This is a genomic window from Ilumatobacter sp. (genome assembly GCF_965215205.1).
Lineage (GTDB): Bacteria > Actinomycetota > Acidimicrobiia > Acidimicrobiales > Ilumatobacteraceae > Ilumatobacter_A.
The window spans coordinates 2,280,679-2,300,855 of sequence record NZ_OZ244049.1; the positions used below are offsets into that span (position 1 = coordinate 2,280,679).

Annotated in this window: 21 protein-coding genes; 1 reads left to right on the forward strand and 20 read right to left on the reverse strand. The window is 72.3% G+C overall.

The annotated features are described in order from the left end of the window. Positions 1-5: 5 nt before the first annotated feature. The 9 genes from ACOOHC_RS10750 to ruvC all read right to left on the reverse strand — a co-directional run bounded on the left by ACOOHC_RS10750 (position 6) and on the right by ruvC (position 8,302). The gene (locus ACOOHC_RS10750) at positions 6-548 is read right to left on the reverse strand and encodes an adenine phosphoribosyltransferase (RefSeq protein ID WP_420450402.1); all 543 of its coding nucleotides are present in this window, start codon (positions 546-548) and stop codon (positions 6-8) included. A 25-nt stretch (positions 549-573) separates the two neighbouring features. Next, positions 574-1,761, reverse strand: coding sequence for a protein translocase subunit SecF (gene secF / locus ACOOHC_RS10755; RefSeq protein ID WP_420450403.1), 1,188 nt, complete (start codon positions 1,759-1,761; stop codon positions 574-576). Further along, the gene (gene secD, locus ACOOHC_RS10760; RefSeq protein ID WP_420450404.1) at positions 1,758-3,476 is read right to left on the reverse strand and encodes a protein translocase subunit SecD; all 1,719 of its coding nucleotides are present in this window, start codon (positions 3,474-3,476) and stop codon (positions 1,758-1,760) included. Before secD ends, secF begins: the two co-directional genes overlap by 4 nt. Before the next feature lie 4 nt (positions 3,477-3,480). Next, positions 3,481-3,900, reverse strand: a complete 420-nt coding sequence (gene yajC, locus ACOOHC_RS10765; RefSeq protein WP_420450405.1) for a preprotein translocase subunit YajC — start codon at positions 3,898-3,900, stop codon at positions 3,481-3,483. 22 nt (positions 3,901-3,922) lie between these two features. Then, a complete protein-coding gene (gene tgt, locus ACOOHC_RS10770; RefSeq protein WP_420450406.1) occupies positions 3,923-5,020 on the reverse strand; it encodes a tRNA guanosine(34) transglycosylase Tgt in 1,098 nt (365 codons plus the stop codon). Between the two features lie 103 nt (positions 5,021-5,123). Then, the gene (queA, locus tag ACOOHC_RS10775; RefSeq protein ID WP_420450407.1) at positions 5,124-6,155 is read right to left on the reverse strand and encodes a tRNA preQ1(34) S-adenosylmethionine ribosyltransferase-isomerase QueA; all 1,032 of its coding nucleotides are present in this window, start codon (positions 6,153-6,155) and stop codon (positions 5,124-5,126) included. Then, positions 6,155-7,207, reverse strand: a complete 1,053-nt coding sequence (gene ruvB / locus ACOOHC_RS10780) for a Holliday junction branch migration DNA helicase RuvB (protein ID WP_420450408.1) — start codon at positions 7,205-7,207, stop codon at positions 6,155-6,157. The genes queA and ruvB overlap by 1 nt, the downstream gene beginning before the upstream one ends. Further along, on the reverse strand, positions 7,200-7,787 hold the full coding sequence (gene ruvA, locus ACOOHC_RS10785) for a Holliday junction branch migration protein RuvA (protein WP_420450409.1): 588 nt from the start codon (positions 7,785-7,787) through the stop codon (positions 7,200-7,202). The genes ruvB and ruvA overlap by 8 nt, the downstream gene beginning before the upstream one ends. Continuing rightward, positions 7,784-8,302 carry a crossover junction endodeoxyribonuclease RuvC gene (gene ruvC / locus ACOOHC_RS10790; RefSeq protein WP_420450410.1) on the reverse strand — a complete coding sequence of 173 codons (519 nt, stop codon included), beginning with the start codon at positions 8,300-8,302 and terminating at the stop codon, positions 7,784-7,786. Before ruvC ends, ruvA begins: the two co-directional genes overlap by 4 nt. A gap of 205 nt (positions 8,303-8,507) precedes the next feature. Here ruvC and ACOOHC_RS10795 point away from each other — a divergent pair, with 205 nt between their 5' ends. Next, complete coding sequence (locus ACOOHC_RS10795; RefSeq protein ID WP_420450411.1) at positions 8,508-8,894, forward strand: TraR/DksA family transcriptional regulator; 387 nt, start codon at positions 8,508-8,510, stop codon at positions 8,892-8,894. Positions 8,895-9,012: 118 nt separating this feature from the next. On the opposite strand, the gene ACOOHC_RS10800 is transcribed toward ACOOHC_RS10795, so the two are convergent. From ACOOHC_RS10800 to ACOOHC_RS10850, 11 genes are all read right to left on the reverse strand, one after another. After that, positions 9,013-9,768: a YebC/PmpR family DNA-binding transcriptional regulator gene (locus tag ACOOHC_RS10800; RefSeq protein ID WP_420450412.1), complete on the reverse strand. Its 756-nt coding sequence runs from the start codon at positions 9,766-9,768 to the stop codon at positions 9,013-9,015. Positions 9,769-9,770: 2 nt separating this feature from the next. After that, the gene (pdxT, locus tag ACOOHC_RS10805; RefSeq protein ID WP_420450413.1) at positions 9,771-10,346 is read right to left on the reverse strand and encodes a pyridoxal 5'-phosphate synthase glutaminase subunit PdxT; all 576 of its coding nucleotides are present in this window, start codon (positions 10,344-10,346) and stop codon (positions 9,771-9,773) included. Positions 10,347-10,472: 126 nt separating this feature from the next. Beyond that, positions 10,473-11,360 (reverse strand): pyridoxal 5'-phosphate synthase lyase subunit PdxS, encoded by an 888-nt coding sequence (gene pdxS, locus ACOOHC_RS10810; RefSeq protein WP_420450414.1) that lies wholly within the window; start codon positions 11,358-11,360, stop codon positions 10,473-10,475. Between the two features lie 20 nt (positions 11,361-11,380). After that, complete coding sequence (locus ACOOHC_RS10815; RefSeq protein WP_420450415.1) at positions 11,381-12,685, reverse strand: DUF3048 domain-containing protein; 1,305 nt, start codon at positions 12,683-12,685, stop codon at positions 11,381-11,383. After that, on the reverse strand, positions 12,685-13,590 hold the full coding sequence (locus ACOOHC_RS10820; RefSeq protein ID WP_420450416.1) for a M48 family metallopeptidase: 906 nt from the start codon (positions 13,588-13,590) through the stop codon (positions 12,685-12,687). Before ACOOHC_RS10820 ends, ACOOHC_RS10815 begins: the two co-directional genes overlap by 1 nt. A gap of 7 nt (positions 13,591-13,597) precedes the next feature. Continuing rightward, complete coding sequence (locus ACOOHC_RS10825) at positions 13,598-14,152, reverse strand: LemA family protein (protein WP_420450417.1); 555 nt, start codon at positions 14,150-14,152, stop codon at positions 13,598-13,600. Positions 14,153-14,170: 18 nt separating this feature from the next. Continuing rightward, positions 14,171-15,253: a glycosyltransferase family 4 protein gene (locus tag ACOOHC_RS10830; RefSeq protein ID WP_420450418.1), complete on the reverse strand. Its 1,083-nt coding sequence runs from the start codon at positions 15,251-15,253 to the stop codon at positions 14,171-14,173. A 2-nt stretch (positions 15,254-15,255) separates the two neighbouring features. Then, positions 15,256-17,841, reverse strand: coding sequence for a putative bifunctional diguanylate cyclase/phosphodiesterase (locus tag ACOOHC_RS10835; RefSeq protein WP_420450419.1), 2,586 nt, complete (start codon positions 17,839-17,841; stop codon positions 15,256-15,258). Positions 17,842-17,995: 154 nt separating this feature from the next. Then, positions 17,996-18,922, reverse strand: coding sequence for a phosphatidylinositol mannoside acyltransferase (locus ACOOHC_RS10840; RefSeq protein ID WP_420450420.1), 927 nt, complete (start codon positions 18,920-18,922; stop codon positions 17,996-17,998). After that, positions 18,922-19,614: a CDP-alcohol phosphatidyltransferase family protein gene (locus tag ACOOHC_RS10845; RefSeq protein ID WP_420450421.1), complete on the reverse strand. Its 693-nt coding sequence runs from the start codon at positions 19,612-19,614 to the stop codon at positions 18,922-18,924. Before ACOOHC_RS10845 ends, ACOOHC_RS10840 begins: the two co-directional genes overlap by 1 nt. 10 nt (positions 19,615-19,624) lie before the next feature. Beyond that, a complete protein-coding gene (locus tag ACOOHC_RS10850; protein WP_420450422.1) occupies positions 19,625-20,131 on the reverse strand; it encodes a hypothetical protein in 507 nt (168 codons plus the stop codon). Positions 20,132-20,177 lie beyond the last annotated feature (46 nt).

Here is a 20,177-nt window from a genome sequence, read left to right on the forward strand (position 1 = left end):
ATCGATCAGTCGTAGTGCAGCAGCGAGCGGACTCGTCGTTCGCCCAGGCGGGAGCGCCCGCCCAGGCCGTCGATCTCGAGCAGGAAACCGAGGCCGGCGATCACCCCGCCGAGCGTCTCGACCAGAGTCGCGGTGGCCGCGGCGGTCCCCCCGGTCGCGAGGACGTCGTCGACGATCAGGATCCGCTCGCCCTGGTGGATCGCGTCGCGGTGGATCTCGAGCTTGTCGGTCCCGTACTCGAGCTCGTACTCCTCGCGCACGACCGCCCACGGGAGCTTCCCGGGCTTGCGGACGGGGACGAAGCCGGCGCCGATGCGGTACGCCACCGAGGCGCCGAAGATGAACCCCCGGGACTCGACGCCCACGACGCGGTCGACGATGACGTCGTCGAACTCCGCCACGATCCCGTCGACCGCGCGGGTGAACGCTCCGGAGCTGCCGAGCAGCGGCGTGATGTCGCGGAACATCACCCCCTCGGACGGGTAGTCGGCGATGTCGCGGACGTAGGACCTCAGCGCCTCGTGACCGGTCGCCGCGTCCGCTCCCATCAGCCGAGGATACCCACCGGGGCGCTCAGCGCCGCTTCTTCTTGCGCGGTCGCGGCGGGTGGCTGAGGATCCGCTCGACCGGCTGGTGGATCGTCGGCGCACCGCCCGGTTCCACGAGCTCGCCGCCCTCGGCCCCGCCGCCCTCCGCGTCGCCGCGACGGTCCTCGTCGGCGGGCGGCCGCTCGGTCTGCACCCGACCCGTCACGCCGGCTCCGACGACCGCGCCACGCAGCTCCTCGCCGGTGAGGCGCTCGCGCCGCGACGGTCGGCCCGTGCTCGCCCGCAGCGTCGCGAGGAGCGGAGCGGCGACGAAGATCGACGAGTACACGCCCGACACCATCCCGACGAACAGCGCGAGAGCGAACTCGCGCAGCGTCTGGGCGCCGAGGATCCCCGCGCCGACCAGCAGCAGCGAGACGACCGGGATGACCGACGAGACGCTCGTGTTGATCGAGCGCATCATCACCTGGTTCATCGAGATGTTGACGATGTCGGGGTACGGCATCTTCACCCCGGCGTAGCGGCCCTCGTTCTCCTGGACGCGGTCGAACACGACGATCGTGTCGTAGAGCGAGTAGCCGAGGATGGTGAGGAAGGCGATGACCGTCGCGGGGGTCACCTCGAAGCGGAACACCGTGTACACGCCGACGGTGAACAGCACGTCGTGGGCCATCGCCGCGAGCGCGGCGACCGCCATCCGCCACTCGAAGCGGATCGAGATGAACACGGCGACGACCGCGAGGAAGATCACGAGCGCCCGGACGGCCTTCTCGGTGATGTCACGCCCCCACGACGAGCTGGTGAACGAGAAGCTCACCTCGTCGGTGGTCGACCCGGACGCCTCGGCGAACGCCTCGGTGAGGCGGTCCGCGGCCTGCTGGCTCACCTCCGTGATCTGGACGGTGACGAGCGATGTCGTCTCCGAGGCCCGCTCCTGGATCTTCGACCCGGCGATCGAGACCCCGTTGTCCTGGAGCACGTCCTCGGCCGCCTCCGGGTCGAACCCGTTCGTCGCCGGCACGTCCCACGCCTGCCCGCCCTCGAAGTCGAGGCCGAGGTTGAGGCCCTGGGTCAGCAGCGACAGCGTCGTCACGACCACGATGACGACGGCCGCGATCAGCCCGAACCGGCGTGCGCCGTAGAAGTCGATGGCCGTCTGGCCGCGGTAGAGCCGCCCGGGGCCGCTCGAGGCGATGTCGTCGGGGCGGTTCACGACGCCACCCTCAGGCCGAACGCCCGACGTCCCTTCATGAAGTCGCTGCGCGCGAGCAGCAGGACGGCGGGCCGGGTGAAGAAGTAGCACACGAACAGGTCGCACAGCGTCGTGATCCCGAGGAAGAGGGCGAACCCGCGGACGGAACCGACGCTGAGCCAGAAGAGGATGGCGGCGCCCATGACCGAGATGAGGTCCGCGGACCAGATGGTGCGCCACGTCATGGTGAAGCTGCGCGGGGCGGCGTTGCGCAGCGTGCGGCCGTTGCGGATCTCGTCCTTCATCCGCTCGAAGAACACCACGTAGCTGTCGACCGTGACGCCGACCGCGACGATGATCCCGGTGACGCCGGCGAGGCTGAGCGAGTAGTTCGTCTCGCTGGAGACGAACGAGGCGGCGCTGAACACCGTCAGCGCCCAGATCGTCATCCCGCCGAGGATCACGAGGGCGATCCAGCGGTAGTAGGTGACGAGGTAGGTGAGGACGAGGGCGATGCCGATCAGCCCGGCGATGATCGCCGCGTCGAGCGAGTCCCCGCCGGCGGAGGGTGACACCGTGCGTGCCTCCTGGGCCTCCATCTCGACCGGGAAGGCGCCGCGGTTGAGGATGTTCGCGAGGCCGTTGGCCTCCTCGAGGGTGAACTGGCCCGTGATCGAGACGTTGCCCTGGTCGAAGCTCGGCGCGTTCACCGAGGGGGCCGACTGGATCACGTCGTCGAGCACGATGGCGAGCTGGCCGTTGGAGGCCTGGCCGGTGCGCGGGCAGGTCGGCGCGCCGTTGAAGCACTGGGCGGCCAGACCGTTCCAGACCGCCTCGCCCTCGCCGCCGCGCAGGTCGACGACGACCTGGATCCCGACGCCCGAGGAGTTGTCCGCGATCGCGCTCCCCCGCTCGAACACCTCGCCGGTGCCCTGCGACGGACCGACGCACAGCGCCTGGCCCTCGCGCGTCGGCAGGAGGTCGCTCCCCGACGTCGAACCGACCGGATCGGGCACCCCCTCGTCGGCGACCGGGATCGAATCGGCCGTCGGGTCCGGAGCCACCGTGCCGGCGGAGGCGTCGCTCGAGGCCGGCTCCGTCTCGTCGGTCGTGCCGTCACCGGTGGCGGTGCCGGCGGGCACGCCGTAGTCGGGGAGGCTGTCGGGGCTGCGCAGCGGCACCGGCTCGGCGTCGACGGGGGAATCGGGGATCGGGTCGGCGCCCGCCTCGGGGTCCGATCCCGCGTCGTCCGCGGACCCCTCGACGGACGCGCCGTCGTCGGCGGTCTCGATCTCGGGGTCGACGAACAGCCCGGGACCCGGGGTCGTTCCCTCACCGGGCGGCGACAGGTCGATCGGCTGCGAACCGTCCCCGGCGGGCTGGCAGCGCGCGAAGTCGACCACCGGACGCAGGTCGACGATCCCCGACACGTCGACCGCGTCGAGGGCCTGCTGCTGGTCGTTCACGCCCGGCAGGTCGACGACGATCGTCGCCCCCTGGACCCGCACGTCGGGCTCGGCGATCCCGGTGCGCTCGAGCTCGTCGCGGATCAGGTCGCGCACCACGCCGAGGTCGTCACCGGTCGCGCCCGACTCGGTGGGCTCGAGGATCACCGACGCACCGCCCTGCAGGTCGAGGCCGAGCTTCGGGGTGTTGTCGGTGACGAGGTTCCCGGCGAACCACCCGATGACGACCACGACGGTCGCGAGCAGGGAGAACCAGAGGCGACGCTCCACGGCGTCAGTCGCGCTCGTCGACGTCGCCGGCGGACGTGCTGCCGCTGCCGGCCGTCCCGGCGTCGGCGGCGGGGCCCTCCGCCGGGACGGTCGCGGCGTCGTCGGCGTCGACGTCGACCCGTCCGGAGATGGCGCCGCGGGCGATGCGCACCTGGACGTCGTCGTCGATCTCGAGCCAGAACCGCCCGGGGCCGTCCTCGCCGGTGATCGTGCCGACGATGCCCGCGGTGGTCATGACCTCGTCGCCCACGCCGAGCGCGGACTGGAGCGCGGCCTGGTCCTTGGCCCGCTTCCGGTTCGGCCGGATGATCAGGAAGTACATCGCCACCAACATCAGGGGCAGCAGCGCGAACGAGAAGAGACCACCACCGGTGGCCTCGGCTTCGCTCTGCGCGAGGAGCGCGAAGGAGAGGAGGGAAGTCATGGCGGGGAACGATGCTACCGGTTCACGCCCAGACCGAGAGGACAGCCGCGCGGAGGCGGTCGAAGGTGCCCTCGACGATGGCGGCGCGCGCGCGGTCCATGAGATCGATCGTCCACGCGATGTTGTGGATCGACAGCAGGCGCGAGGCCGTGGGCTCGCCGACCTGCAGCAGGTGGCGGACGTACCCACGGCTGTGGCGGGCGCACACCTCGCATGGGCAGTCCGCGTCGAGGGGTTCGTCGAGCTCGGCGTTGCGCGCGGCCTTGGCCTGGAAGCGCCCGGTCGAGGTGAGCGCCGAGCCGTGGCGACCGAGGCGGGTCTGCATCACGCAGTCGAACTGGTCGACGCCGAGCGCGATCGCCTCGACCAGCGACGCCGGGTCGCCCACCCCCATCAGGTAGCGAGGGCGGTCGGCGGGGAGGTGCTCGAGGGCGGCGGCGAGCGCCGGCAGCATCTCGTCGCGCCGCTCGCCGACGGACAGCCCGCCGATCCCGTAGCCGTCGAACCCGATCTCGACGGTCCGCCGGGCGCTCTCGGCGCGCATCTCGGTCGACACCCCGCCCTGGACGATCCCGAACAGCGACTGGTCGGCTCGGGTGTGGACCGCCTTCGCTCGCAGCGCCCACGCCGCGGTCCGCTCCAGCGCCGCGCGCACGACCGCGTCGGGGCTCGGCAGGGGCGGGCACTGGTCGAGGACCATCTGCACGTCGGCACCGAGCTGCTCCTGGACGGCCACGGCGCGCTCGGGGGTGAACCGGTGGGTCGACCCGTCGTAGGTGCTGCGGAAGGTCACCCCGTCGTCGTCGACGTCGGGGTCGAGGGAGAACACCTGGAACCCGCCCGAGTCGGTCAGCGTGAGGCCGCCCCATCCGGCGAACGCCCCGAGCCCGCCGAACCCCTCGATCAGATCGGGCCCCGGCCGCAGCATCAGGTGGTAGGTGTTGCCGAGCACGATCTGGGCGCCGAGGCGCTCGTAGTCGGCGGCGCTCAGGTACTTGATCGCCCCCTTCGTGCCGACCGGCATGAACAGAGGAGTCGTGTAGGTCCCGCGCTCGGTGGTGGCCGTCGTCGCCCGTGCCGCGCCGTCGGTCGCCTCCACCTCCACCTCGACCGGCCTCATCGCCGCCCGAGGGTACGCCGCACGTGCCGGTCCGACGTCTCGCTCGTCGGGTGACGGGTCCGACCCGTCGCGCGAGGCGTCGTGCGACACCACCGGGGGCGGGTCAGCGGTGGCGGTCGAGGAGCATCGCGTCGCCGAAGCTGAGGAACCGGTAGTCGCCGGCCAGCGCGGTGGCGTAGAGGTCGCGCCAGCGCGGCCCGACGAACGCGTCGATCATCATCAGCAGGGTGGTGCGCGGCAGGTGGAAGTTGGTCAGCAGCACGTCGACCGCGCGCCAGTCGAAGCCGCGGTGGATGAACAGATCGGTGCGCCCGGACAGCTCGTCGCGCGCCGCGGCCGACTCGAGGGCGCGCACCGCGGTCGTCCCGACCGCGACGACACGTCCGCCGCGCTCGCGCGTGGACGCCACGGCCTCCATCGTCGCGGCCGGGACCCGGTAGCGCTCGGTGTGCATCGGGTGATCGAGCGGATCGTCGGTGCTGATCGGCTGGAACGTGTCGAGGCCCACCACGAGCTCGACGCCGGCGCGCCGGACGCCTCGCTCGGCGACGGCGGCGAGCAGCCCGGGGGTGAAGTGGAGCCCGGCGGTGGGCGCGGCGGCCGACCCCGGCTCGTCGGCGAACACGGTCTGGTAGCGATCGGGATCCGCCAACGGCACCCCGATGTAGGGCGGCAGCGGCATCTCGCCGTGGACGCCGAGGGTCGCGAGCGGGTCGTCGGCGCCGAGCAGCTCGACAGCGAACGTGTCGCCGGCCGCGGTCCGCTCCCCCATCCGCACCAGCGCAGCGCCGTCCGGGCCGACGCCCGCCACGAGCTCCTCCCCCGGCCGGAGCTTGCCGCCCGGGCGCACCATCGCCTCCCACGTCCGGCGCTCCGCGTCGAGCGCTTCGAGCAGGAGGACCTCCACCGAACCGCCCGTCGATCGGCGCAGCCGCAGCCGCGCCGGGATCACGCGCGTCTCGTTGACGACGAGCAGGTCACCGGCGCGCAGCAGGTCGGGCAGGTCTCGAACGAGGCGGTGCTCGGGGGCGGCGGCGCCGCGGTCCACCAGCAGTCGCGCTGCGTCGCGGGGTTCGACCGGCGTCTGGGCGATGCGGTCGTCGGGAAGGTCGTAGTCGAAGTCCGCGACCCGCATCAGTCGTCGAACAGCCGGTGCTCGGCGGAGCCGTCGCGTGGCGGCACGCGCATCCCGAGGTGCTCGTAGGCCGCTGCCAGGGCGATCCGCCCGCGTGGCGTGCGTGCGAGCATCCCCTGGGTGATGAGGAAGGGCTCGTAGACGTCCTCGACCGTCTCGGGCTGCTCCCCGATGCTGATCGCGAGCGTCGAGAGCCCCACCGGTCCGCCGGCGAACTGGCCGCACACGTTCGACAGGATGGCGCGATCGACCTTGTCGAGGCCGCGGTCGTCGACGCCGAACAGCGCGAGTCCCTCCGACGCCACCTCGGAGGTGATCGCCCCGTCGGCGCGCACCTCGGCGAAGTCGCGGACCCGGCGCAGCAGCCGGTTCGCGATTCGTGGGGTCCCCCGCGAGCGGCGGGCGATCTGCGCGGCGCCGTCGGTGTCGATCTCGATCTCGAAGATGCCCGCCGCTCGCTCGACGATGCGCCGCAGCTCGTCGGCGTCGTAGTAGTCGAGGCGCGCGACCAGCCCGAAGCGGTCGCGCAGCGGGCCGGTGATCATCCCCGTGCGGGTCGTCGCGCCGACGAGGGTGAACGGCGGCATCGTGAGGCGGATGCTCGACGCGGCGGGTCCCTTGCCGACGACGATGTCGAGCTGGAAGTCCTCCATCGCCGGGTAGAGGATCTCCTCGACGTTGCGTGACAGGCGGTGGATCTCGTCGATGAACAGCACGTCGCGGTCCTCGAGCTTGGTGAGGATCGCGGCGAGGTCGCCGGCGCGCTCGAGCGCCGGGCCGGACGTGACGTGGAGCTGGACGCCCATCTCGGTGGCGACGATGCCGGCGAGCGTCGTCTTGCCGAGCCCGGGCGGCCCGGCGAAGAGCAGGTGGTCGACGGCCTGCTCGCGACGCCGTGCGGCCTCCATGACGATCGACAGGTGCTCCTTCAGCTCGCGCTGGCCGACGAACTCCTCGAGGGCGCGCGGGCGGATGCCGTCCTCGGCGTCGAGCCCCTCGACCACCTCGTCGTCGACGTCGCGCACGTTCGGATCGAGGAACTCCTCACGCACGGCGCGCCCCCAGCGACTTCAGCGCGTCGCGCAGCAGCGTCGAGCTCGGCGCGTCGCTCGGCAGGTCGCGCAGCACGTCGCGGATCTCGTCGCCGCCGTAGCCGAGGCCGGCGAGGGCCTCGCGCACCTCGGCCACAGCGGAACCCGACGAGGCCGCCCCCGACGACTCGAGCACGGGCAGCGAGAGGCGGTCGCGCAGCTCGACGAGCAGGCGCTCGGCGGTCTTCTTGCCGACCCCCGGCACGAGCGTCAGCGCAGCGGCGTCGTCGTTCGCGACGACGTCGACGAGGGCTGCCGGGGGGTGGGTGGCGAGCACGGCCATCGCGAGCGTCGGGCCGACCCCGTTCGTCTTGATCAGGCTGTTGAACGTGACCCGCTCGTCGCGCGCCCGGAAGCCGAACAGCGACTCCGCCGTCTCGGTGACGTGGTGGTGGACGTAGAGGAACACCTCGGTGCCGGGCTCGAGCTCGGCGAGGGTGCGCTCGGTGACGTGGACGTCGTAGCCGACGCCGCCGACCTCGACCAGCACGGTCCCGTCGAGGCTGCGCTCGAGCACCTCCCCGCGCAGCGACCCGATCACCGCGTGGCCGCCTGACGGATCTGGCGACCGAGCGGCGAGGTCGCGTGGTGGCACAGGGCGACCGCCGCGGCATCGGCGGCGTCCGCCGGCTTCGGCAGGCTCGACAGCTCGAGGCGCACCTGCACCATCTTCTGCACCTGCGCCTTGTCGGCGCCACCCCACCCGGCGACCGCGTCCTTGATCTGGTTCGGCGTGTACTGGATGACCTCGCACCCGGCGAGCGCCGCCTCGGCCAGCGCCAGCCCGCTCGCCTGGCCGACGCTCATGGCGGTGCGCACGTTGACCTGGAAGAACACCTGCTCGACGGCCACCACGTCGGGCTCGAACTCGGCGATCATCGCGGTGAACTCGGCCCGCAGGGCGCCGAGGCGGGTCGGGAGCGGATCGGACGCCGGCGTGCGCACGACCCCCATCGACACCGCCCGCACGGACGTGGGGCCACGCCCGTCGACCACCGCGTACCCGCAGCGGGTGAGGCCGGGGTCGATCCCGAGGACGCGCAGCCGTGCGAACACAGGTTCGCAGGATAGCGAGATCGTCGCGCCCAGCCGGGGACCGGTCTCGTGCGCCCCGTCCGATCGGGCACCGACCGGCGGACCTCGCGGGCGTGGGCGGCGCGATCCGGCACCCGACCCGCGACGCCGACCTGGTCACGTCCGCCTCGACGGACGGTGCCGTCGCGTCGACGGGGCGCACGATCCATCGGCCATGCTGAGTCGGATGGCGACGACGGGACCGGGGCGGGGATCGGGGCGGGGATCGGACCCTGCTCACGACGTCGCTCGGGCACGACTGGGTGGTCTGCGTGATGCGACCACCCGCCGGATCGCGGCGTCGCGCGCTGCGTTCGACGAGATCGTCGTGGCGTCGACGGATGTCGCGACCGACGACGAGCACGACCCCGAGGGCCACACGATCGCCTGGGAGCGACAGCAGTCGGCCTCGCTGCTCGCGCACGCCCGGTCGACCCTGGCCGAGGTCGACGCCGCGCTCGCGCGCCTCGACGACGACCGCTACGGCACCTGCGTCGCGTGCGGGACGGCGATCGCGCCCGCCCGCCTCGACGCGCTCCCGTCGACGCCCACCTGCGTGAGCTGCGCCGACTGAACCCGTCGACCTCCGACGCACCCCCGGGACCGCCACCTCGGGCGCGGTCGCGAACCGCCCACCGGCGTGAGCAGCGCCGCCCGAGCCCGCCGTCTCGCCGTCACCGACGGCACGCCGGTCAGCCCGCCGCGGCCTCCTCCATCAGCTCGTCGCTGATGTCGAAGTTCGAGTACACGTCCTGCACGTCGTCGTTGTCCTCGAGGGCCTCCAGGATGCGCAGGATCGCCTTCGCGTCCTTGAGGTCGGTGACGGCGACGAGGTTCTCGGCGACCATCGGCGAGTCGGCCGACAGCGTCTCGATGCCCGCGCCGCCGAGCTGGTCCTGCACGTCGAACACGTCCGACGGCTCCGTCGTGATCCGCCACGCATCACCCTCGGCGATGATGTCGTCGGCGCCGGCGTCGAGCGCCGCGAGCATGACGTCGTCCTCCGCGATCCCGTCCGCGGTGATGATCACGCCCTTGCGCGAGAACTGCCAGCCCACCGCCCCGGGCTCGGCCATCGACCCGCCGAGCTTGCTGAACACCTGGCGCACGTCGGCGCTGATCCGGTTGCGGTTGTCGGTGAGCACGTCGATCAGCAGCGCCACCCCGCCCGGTGCGTAGCCCTCGTACATGATCGTCTCGTAGACGATGTCGTCACCCGACTCGCCGGTGCCGCGCTTGATCGCCCGCTCGATCGCGTCGTTGGTCATCTGCGCGCCCTTGGCCTTCTGCACCGCGGTGCGCAGGGTCGGGTTGGCGTCGACGTCACCTCCGCCGCCGCGGGCCGAGACCTCGATCTGGCGGGCGAGCTTCGCGAAGAGCTTGCCGCGCGCCTTGTCGGCGGCACCCTTCTTGTGCTTGATGGTTGCCCACTTGGAATGGCCTGACATCTCTACCTCTGCTCGATCGACTCGACGAACAACCGGTGCACCCGCCCGTCGGGGGTGAGCTCCGGGTGGAACGCTGCAACCGTACAACCTCGCCGGCGGAGCAGGACGGGGACGCCGTCGTGCTCGGCGAGCACCTCGACGTCGGCTCCGACGCGCTCCACCTTCGGGGCGCGGATGAACACCGCCCGGAACGGCTCGTCGAGCCCGGCGACGTCGAGGTCGGCCTCGAAGCTGGCGAGCTGGCGGCCGTAGCCGTTGCGGCGCACGGTGAGGTCGATCACCCCGAACGGGACCTGGTCCGGACGCGCGTCGAGCACCTCGGTGGCGCACAGGATCATCCCGGCGCACGTCCCGAGCACCGGCATCCCGGCTTCGATCCGCTCGGCGACCGGATCGAACAGGCCGTTCGTGGCCAGCAGGCGCGACATCGTGGTCGACTCCCCGCCGGGGACGACGAGCGCGTCGACCTCCGCGAGCTGCGCCACCGTGCGCACGGCCGGCGCCTCCACGTCGAGCTCGGCGAGGCGTCGTCGGTGGACGGCGAACGCGCCCTGCAGGGCGAGCACGCCGACCCTCACGCGACGCCGACCCCAGCCGTCGTCGCCGGAGCACGACCCGCGCCGAGCCCGGTGCGGTCGCGGAAGCTCACCGAGCGGTCCGGCGAGTCGACGCGCCGTCGCACGAACGGCGCGTCGCGCCGGTCGTCACCATCCCCGGTCGGAGTAGCGCTGCGCGACCGAGTCCATCTCGATCCCCGTCATCGGAGCACCGAGGCCACGGCTGACCTTGGCCAGGATGTCGGGGTCGTCGAAGTGGGTCGTGGCCTCGACGATCGCCTTCGCTCGCGGGCTCGGGTCGTCGGACTTGAAGATCCCCGAACCGACGAACACCGCCTCCGCGCCGAGCTGCATCGCGAGCGCTGCGTCCGCCGGGGTGGCGAGGCCGCCGGCGCAGAACAGCGGAACCGGCAGGGCGCCGGTCTCGGCGATCTCCTGCACCAGCGGCAGCGGTGCCTGGAGCCGCTTCGCCCACTCGAACAACTCGGCGGAATCGGCCTGGGTGATGCGCTTGACGTCGCCGACGATCGAGCGCAGGTGGCGGACCGCCTCCACGACGTTGCCCGTGCCGGCCTCGCCCTTCGAGCGGATCATCGCCGCGCCCTCCGAGATGCGCCGCAGCGCCTCGCCGAGGTTCGTGGCTCCGCACACGAACGGCACGTCGAACGCGAACTTGTCGATGTGGTGGGTCTCGTCGGCAGGGGTCAGCACCTCGGACTCGTCGACGAAGTCGACGTCGAGCGCCTGCAGGATCTGCGCTTCGACGAAGTGGCCGATGCGCGCCTTGGCCATGACCGGGATGGAGCACACCTGCTGGATCCCGTCGATCATCTCCGGATCGCTCATCCGGGCGACACCGCCGTCGACGCGGATGTCGGCCGGCACCCGTTCGAGCGCCATCACCGCGACGGCCCCGGCGTCCTCCGCGATCTTGGCCTGCTCGGGGGTGACGACGTCCATGATGACGCCGCCCTTCATCATCTCGGCCAGGCCGCGCTTGACCTGGAAGGTCCCGGTGTCGCCGGAGTCGCTCATGTCGGTCAGCGTACTGAGACTCAGGTGCTGTCGGCTTCGGAGATCTCGGGAAAGCGGATCACGATGTCGGTCGGCGCCGACTCGGGGTCGCGCAGGTCGATCGTCGGCGTCGACGGACCAGCCGGAGTCGAGGCCTCCGTGCCGGCCGCCGTCCCGTCCGAGCTGTCCGTCGCGGTGTCGGACGTGGTCGCCGCCGCGCTGTCGGGCGTGGTCTCGTCGGGGGCGGCCTCGGCGGTCGCACCCGGTGCGACGACGAAGGCCGGGTCGCCGGTGTTGTCCGCCACCTCGACCCACGTCGAGCCGGGGGTGAGCCCGATGGGCTCGCCGGCGTCGTCGACGAGATCGATCGGGTCGGTCGGAGCCTCGCGCCGCCACCGGCCGGTCGTGACCTGACCGTCGCTGAACACGTAGGCGGCGCCCGAGCCGAGCGTCTGCGCGAACGGGGAGTTCGCGTCGATCGAGCTGCGGCCGTACTCGGCGACCATGACCACCACGTTCGTCGCGAAGATCTCCCCGTGGACCGAGTCGACGTGGCGGTCCCCGTCCTGGAACCGGGCCCACCCGTTCTCGGGATCCCACTCCCAGCGGACCTGGGTGAAGCGCATCAGCAGGTCGACGTCCACCACCTGCTCCCGGCCGACGAACGCGGATCCGGGCTCGACGTAGGGGAGCAGCTGCATCGGTGCTCCGGGGTGGTCGCTCGGCGTCAGCGCGTACAGCGCCTCGGTGCTGCTGTACAGGTCGTGGGGGGCACTGCCGGGCCCGCGGTAGTACGCGTCGCCGATCGCGCTGTTCGTCTGGTTGAGGTCGACGAACGGCGACTCGGCGATCAGCCGGGTCACCCCCGGGTTGCCGCCGCTCCAGGCGAACAGCGGCAGGTTCAGCGACGCGAGCATGTCGACGTCCTGCTCGCGGCCCGACCGGATCGGACCCACCGGGTCGGAGTCGCCGGTGTGGAACACCGCGGCGAAGCGCGTCACGCCCTCGACGATCTCCTCGAAGACGACATCGGCGACCGCGAGCCCCGAGTGGTTCGAACGGGAGTCGGGGTGGTTGTCGATCTTGACGACGAGCGCCGGGCGCGCCACCAGCTCATCCACGGACTCGACCACCGCCCCGGTGAGCGGCTGGCGGAGGACCTCGGGGACCGTGGTGGTCGTCTCGGGTGCCGCCGCGGCGGTCGTGGTCGTCGCCTCCGTCGTCGTGGTCGTCGACGCGGCGGTCGTCTCGGGGGCGAGCGTCGTGTCGACGGACTCCTCCCCGTCGCTGCACGCGGCGAGGATCGCGGCGGCCGAAGCCCCGGCCAGGAAGGTGCGTCGTTGCATCAGAGCTCTCTCAGCAGTGCGATCCGCTCCTCGAGCGGGGGGTGGGTGTCGAACATCTTGTGGATGCCCTCGAGCTTGCCGGCGTCGCCGACGCCGCTCATCGGCTGCTCGATCCACAAGTGTGCCGTGGCCGTCGACGCCGAGTGCGTCACGGTCGTGTCCTCCTTCAGCTTCTCGAGCGCCGAGATCAACCCCGGGGGGTAGCGGGTGAGCTGGCAGGCGCTGACGTCGGCGAGGGTCTCGCGTCGGCGAGAGATCGCCGACTGCATCGCCCGCGCCACCAACGGAGCCAGGATCAGCAGCGCGAACCCGACGAAGGCGAGCGGGTTGCCCGAACCGGTGCGATCGCCCCGACGGTCGACCCGACCGCCGTTCCACCACATCATCCGGATCGCGAGGTCGGTGACGAGCGCGATGGCACCGACCATGGTGACCGCGAGCGTCGAGACGAGGATGTCGTAGTTCTTGATGTGGCTCAGCTCGTGGGCGACGACGCCCTCGAGCTCGACCCGGTTCAGCTTGGCGAGGAGCCCGGTGGTGACCGCGATCGCCGCGTGGTCGGGGTCGCGGCCCGTGGCGAACGCGTTCGGCGCCGGATCGTCGATCACGTACACCCCCGGCTTCGGCAGCCCCCCGGCGATGCACAACCCCTCGACGAGGTTGTGCAGGCGGGCGTAGGTGGCGGGGTCGGCCGGCTCGGCGCGGCTCACGCGCAGCGCGATCTCGTCGGCCTTCCAGTACGAGCCGAAGGCGATCGCCGCGCTGATGACGAGGGCGACGACGGTGAACACGGGGCCGTTCCCCACCAGGTAGCCGATGACGGCTCCGACGAGGGCCACGACGACGACGAAGCCGGCGACGAGCGCGATGCTGCGACGCTTGTTCGCGCGGATCAGTTCGAACACGGCAGCCTCAGAACTCGACGTTCGGGACCGTGCGTGCGGACTCTTCGGCCTCGAAGTACTCCCGCTCGCGGTAGCCCAGCGAGTTGGCCATCACGTTGGTCGGCACCGACTCGATCTTGTTGTTGTAGGACAGGACGGAGTCGTTGTAGAACTGCCGCGCGTAGGCCACCCGGCCCTCGGTGGCGGTGAGCTCCTCCTGCAGGGCGAGGAAGTTCTGGTTGGCCCTCAGCTCCGGGTACGACTCGCTGAGCGCGAACAGCCGACTCAGCGCTCCCGACAGCACGTCGTTGGGCGCGGACTGCCCCGCCGGGGTGTCCGGTGCCGCCACGGCGGCGTTGCGGGCCTCGATCACCGCCTCGAGCGTCTCGCGCTCGTGGGTGGCGTACCCCTTGACGGTCTCGACCAGGTTGGGGACGAGGTCGAGACGGCGCTTGAGCTGGACGTCGATCTGCGACCAGGCGTTCTCGACCTGGTTCTTCGAGCGGATGAGCCCGTTGTACATCACGACACCCGCCACGACGACGACGACCGCGATCACGAGCAGGACGACGAGCCAGACCATGGCGCTGGAGTGTACGGGTCAGCGCTCGAGCAGGGAGCGATAGATCTGCTCGTAGCGGTCGACGAGGGACGCCATCGAGAACGCCTCGGCTCGGCGTGCGCCGGCGGCGCGCAGCTGCGCGGCGCGCTCGGGGTGGGTCAGGGCCCGGCGCAGGGCGGAGGCGAGCGCATCGGGGTCTCCCGGCTCGCTGAGCAGGGCGTCGACGCCGTCGGTGGCGACGTTGCGGTACCCCTGCAGCGCGCTCGCGACCACCGTCGTCCCGGCCGCCATCGCCTCGATCAGCACCACCCCGAACGACTCCCCGCCGAGGGAGGGCGCGCAGAACACCGACGCCGCCCGCAGGCGCGCGAACTTCTCCTCGTCGCTGATCCTGCCGAGCCACGAGGTGCGCTCGTCGCCGGCGGTGCGCCGCTGGAGGCGGACGGTGTCGGGACCGTCGCTCGCGATCCACAGCTCGACCTCGACGTCGAGGCGGTCGACCGCGTCGATGAGGACCTCGAGGCCCTTGCGCTCCTCGTGGCGCCCGCAGAAGAAGATCGCGGGCGGGGCCCCCGCAGGTCGCCCGAGCGGTTCGACCGAGCGGATCTGGGACAGCTCCACCCCGTTGAACAGGACCTCGTACTCCCCGCCGAGGTGGGAGCGCACCAGCTCGAGCGCGTCCTTCGACACCACGACGCGGTGGTCGATGCGCTCGACCCACGAGGTCAGCAGCGGCTTGATCAGCCGGTAGCTCGCGGATCGCCCGGCGGCGTGGAAGGTGCCCACGGTCGGGTACCGGGCGGTCACCACGGCGGTCAGCGTCGGACCGGGGACCATCGGCTCGTGGAGGTGGAGGACCTCGAAGCGCTCGGCCGACAGCGCTTGCAGGGTCCGGAACATCGCGGGAGGATCGGGCGCGAGGGGCGCGATCGATCCGTTCGCCGCGGTGGGCAGCGAGTTGCCGAGCGGGGTCACGAACGCCGCCGGAGGCGGGCCGTCGCAGGGCCCGAGCACGCGTGCCTCGTGGCCGCGCCGCCGCAGCTCGCGCGCCATCGCCATGACCTGGTTCTGCACCCCTCCGGGGACGGTCAGGCTGTACGGGCAGATCAGACCGACGCGCACCGTCACACCGTACCGACCAGGTCGGCGTCGCTCTCCCTCCCGTCGGCGGGCGCGGTGGCCGGGGTGGGAGGCGACGCCGCTGCGGGGCCGGACGCCGGGGTCGGCCGCGCTGGCGGCTCGACGACGCGCGCCGGGACGGGGACGGTCGCCACCTCGACGCCGAAGCGCTCGTGCACGACGTCCAGCTCGAGCGGCGCCGAGAGGAGCCGGCCCTGGCCGAGATCGCACCCGAGCGCCCGCAGGAAGGCGACCTGCTCGGGGCGCTCCAGCCCTTCGGCGACGCTGCGGATCCCGAGGGTCGAGGTGGTGCGCAGGATCAGGTCGGCCAACCCGCCGGTCTCGGCGACCACGTCGCGGTCGATCTTGACCACGTCGACCGGGAAGCGGTGGAGGCACGACAGCGAGCACCAGCTCGTGCCGAAGTTGTCGATCGCGATCCCGACGCCGAGGGCGCGCAGGCCCGCGAGGACGTCGGATCCCGACTCGATCTGATCGACCAGGACCGTCTCGTTGATCTCCAGCAGCACGCGCGCGGGCGGGACCCCCGTCGCCTCCAGGTCGGCGCGCACCTGCTCGACGAAGCCGGCGACGCGCAGCTGCACGACCGAGACGTTGACGTTCACCGTGAGCTCGCCGCACGCCTGCCACCGGGCGGCCTCGGCGAACGCGGCGTGCATCACCCAGCGCCCGATCTCCTTGATCAGTCCCGAACGCTCGGCGAGCGGGATGAACTCGCCGGGAGGGATCTCGCCACGCTCGGGGTGCCACCAGCGCACGAGCGCCTCGGCACCCACCACCGCCCCGGACCCGAGATCGATGATCGGCTGGAACACGAGGCGGAGCTGATCGCGCTCCACCGCCGAGGCGAGCTCGGTGCGGTACTCGAGCTGGGTCGACGGCCCGAGTCGCATCGCCGGGTCGAACACCTCGACGCGACCCTTGCCGGCGCGCTTCGCCTCGTACATCGCGGCGTCGGCGTCGCGCAGCAGCTGCGTGGTGGTGGCGCCCGGGGCGGCGACCGCGACCCCGACGCTCGCCAGCACGGAGGTGTCCACGCCGGCGAGCTCGATCGGTTCGCGCATCGCGTCGAGCAACCGCTCGGCGAGGTCGACGGCGCGATCGAGCCCTCCCTGCTCCTCGAGCAGGAGAGCGAACTCGTCGCCGCCGAGGCGCGCCGGGGTGTCGCCGCTGCCGGCGACCGAGCGCACGTGGCCCGCGATGGCGCGCAGCAACTGGTCCCCGGCGGCGTGGCCGAGGGTGTCGTTGACGCCCTTGAAGTCGTCGAGATCGACGAACAGCACGATGACCGGATCGGCGTCGGGGCGGACCGCCCGCAGCGCGGCGTCCATCCGCTCGAGGAAGCTCGCCCGGTTGGCGAGGCCGGTGAGCTCGTCGTGGAACGCACGGTTGCTCAGCGTGCGCTCCCGGTCGCGCTGCTCGGTCACGTCGCGGAACGTGGCGACGATCCCGTCGACCGTGTCCCCGCCGATCATGTTCGCGAACGACGCCTCCATCCTCCGTCGCTGCCCGTCGACGCGCACCACGCTCGACTCGAAGCGCACGGACCGCTTCGGGCCCATCGTCAGCAGGTCCTCGAAGCCGGCCAGCGCGACGGCGCGATCCTCCTCGGCGATCAGGTCGAGCAGCGGCCGGCCGATCCAGTCGGCGCCGCGGTGGCCGAGGGTGTCGGCGAGACCGGCGCTCGCGTAGCGGATGTCTCCGTGCTCGTCGACGAGCGCCACCACGTCGCTCGAGTGCTCGACCATCGCGACGAGGCGCCCGTGTCCCCGGTGCGCGGTGAGCTCCACGACGGACTCGCGCAGCTGCCACATCCGCACGAGCAGCGCGACGAACGACGCGACGGCGGCGAGCGCGACGGCCACGGTGGTCGCCGTCGAGCCGATGTCGGCGAGCGCGAGCGCGAGCAGCGCCACGAGCGGGACGAGGACGGCGATCGCGAACCCGGCGCAGCGCGCGACGTCGGCTTCCCGCGGCGTCGACGTCGCCGCTGCGACGTGGGCCATCGAGGCGTCCGTCGCCGTCGCCGCGATGACCAGCGATCCGGCGATCGCGAAGGCCCCGGCCGTCGTCGACGGCTCCGCCGCCGTGCGCACGACCTGGTGGCCGGCGACGAGATCGCCGGCGAGGTGCAGCAGCAGCCCGAGAGCGAGGGTGTTGGAGGAGGTGCGTCGGAAACCGGACCGGAGCGCGAAGCGGGTCGCCGCGGCCGTGACGGCGCCGCCGAGCACCGGTACCACCCCGGCGGCGAGCGAGCCCACCACGCCCGGATCGGCCCCGGCGATCGGCTCGAGCACGAGGAGCCAGACGGCGATCGCGACCGCCACCGCCACCGTCGACACCTCCATCCACCCGGCCTCGACACGTTCGGGGGAGATCTCGCGTGACAGCAGGAGCACCGCGCACCCCAGGAGCAGCCAGAACGCGAGGCGTGCCACGTCGAGCGCTCGGTCGGCCACCTCGAGCGGGCCGGTCACCCCAGCCACCCCGGCGACGACGAGGGCGAGCGCGACCGACGACCACGCGACGACGCGCCCGGGTCGGTGGCGCACCACCCCGATCGCGACCACGACCGCGCCGGCGAGGTGGGCGACGGTGATCTCGGCCCGGGCGATCGTGCTCGCCGTCGAGGCGAGGCCGAGGTGGATCGCCGCAGCTGCGGCGATCAGTGCCAGTCCGAGGACGAGACGTCCGGCTGGCGGGGGCGCGAGGACACGGGCGATGTCACTTCGTCGGCATGCGAGGTCCCCGAGTTGAGTACCCGGGATCCGTCGGCCAGTTCGGCTGGAACAGGTGCCACTGCGTCGGTGCGCGCCGGATCAGGCCCTCGAGCTCCCGGGCCAGATCCTGGGTGATGCGACCGACGTCGTCGCGCAGGCGCCCCTCGCCGCGGCTCGAGTCGAGCGCGGGGCGCACCAACCCCAGGTGACCCGAGATCCGATCGGTGAAGTAGACCGCCGTGGGGAAGATCGGCGCTCCGGTGCGCAGCGAGAGGGTGGCCGCTCCGCCGGGGAGCGTCGTGGTCTCGCCGAAGAAGTCCACCGGCGGTCCGCTGCGCTGGATGTCGCGGTCCGACAGCAGGCACACGATGTGGTTGTCGCGCAGCGCCGAGAGCACCGCGCCGCCCGCCTCGGGCCCCAGCGCCACCACGTGCATCCCGAGCGCGGAGCGCAGCTCGACGAACCAGTCGAAGAGCTCGGGTGGTTCGAGTCGCTCGACGACGACGGTGATCTCGTGGCCCTGGTCGGCGATCCACCTCCCGGCCCACTCCCACCCGCCGAGGTGGGGCAGCGCCAGGATCGCACCGTTCCCCGCGCCCAGCGCGTCGACGATCTGCGGGTAGCCGTGCTCGCGGAAGCCGCGGGCGACGGCTCGCGAGGACATCGACGGGAGCCGGAGGCTCTCGATCCAGTAGCGCGCCGAGGAGTCGAACGAGCGCTGGACCGCGCGTCGCAGGCGCGGACCGTCGAGCGTCGGGTCCACGCGTCGCAGGTGGCGCTGCACCATCGCCCGCCGCTCGGGGTTCCACTGGACGGCGCCGGCGCCGAACGGCACCGACAGCGCCGTCGCCACGGGCCCGGGGGTGGCGCGCGCTGCGAGGGCCGCGAGCCGGTAGCCCCCCGTCGTCACGGGGCCGGGCAGGCCGGGCATCAGGGGTTGCGGCGGGGCACGTGGGTGCGTCGGCGCTCGATGCGCGCCACCCGTCGGCTCGCCCGGCGGGACCGGCGCATCTCGATGCGCTCCTGGGTCACCGGGGCGACGGCGGCCTGCCGCCACACCTTGACGAACCGCTGCACGGCGGTGATCGTGGTCAGCACGAGCATCAGCCACAGGATCGGGATCAGCAAGACGTTGATCGCGAGGCCGACGCAGAGCGCGATGATCCGCTCCGCACGCTCCATCAGGCCGCCCTTCGCGTCGATCCCGAGCGACTCGGCCTTCGCCCGCTCGTAGCTGATCAGCGCCGACACGCCGGCGATGGCGAACGGCAGCATCGCGAGCTGACCGGAGTAGCGGTCGTCGGTGGCGAAGTACCAGGCGATGCCGCCGAGCAGGAAGAAGTCCGTGACCCGGTCGACGGTCGAGTCGAAGAACGCGCCCCGCTGGCTCGACGAGCCCGAGGCCTTCGCGAGGGCTCCGTCGAGGAGGTCGGGGAGGGCGGCGAACACGACCAGCACGAGTCCGATCCACAGGTGCCCGGCGCCGATCGCGATGCCGGCGCCGATCCCGACGAGCAGACCGACGACGGTGAGGTGGTCCGGGGTGAGACCCGTCGAGCGCAGCGCCTGGCCGATCGGCTTGACCGCCGCATCGACCGGTCTGCGGAAGGTGCCGTCGAACATCGGAACGAGACTAGACCGCGGGCTCGGCTTCGGGGTTGGTTTCCCCCAGCTGCTCGACGATCGAGCCGTCGAGCGCGTCGACCAGCACGAGCGCCCGGTGCGTCGGCGGTTCCTCGGCGGAGTAGCACAGGACCCGCCACGTGGGGCGGCTCCGCACGCCGCGCCACACCTGCTGCGCGGAGGCGTGACCGACCGCGAACCCCGCCGCGCGCTGCGCCCGGACGAGCGCGTCCTTCTCGTCGACGGTCATCGGCCACCCGGAGCTGATCGAGACGACGCCGGCGACCGCCAGCAGGACGGCGGCCACGGTCCACCCGTCGTTGACGATCGCCGAGTCGGACGCCAGCACGCGCACCGCGCCGCACACGACCGCGAGCACGAGGTAGATGGCCCCGGGCCAACGGCGCCGGCTGTTGTCGGGGAACATGTAGGCACCGACGAACCCGGCCGGGTCGAGGTCGTCGGGCAACTCGTCACGGATCTCGTCGCGCCGGACGTCGCGCCTGTCGTCGCTCATCCACCACGACGCTACCGGCGACCCCTGCCGGGCGTCGGAGCCCTCG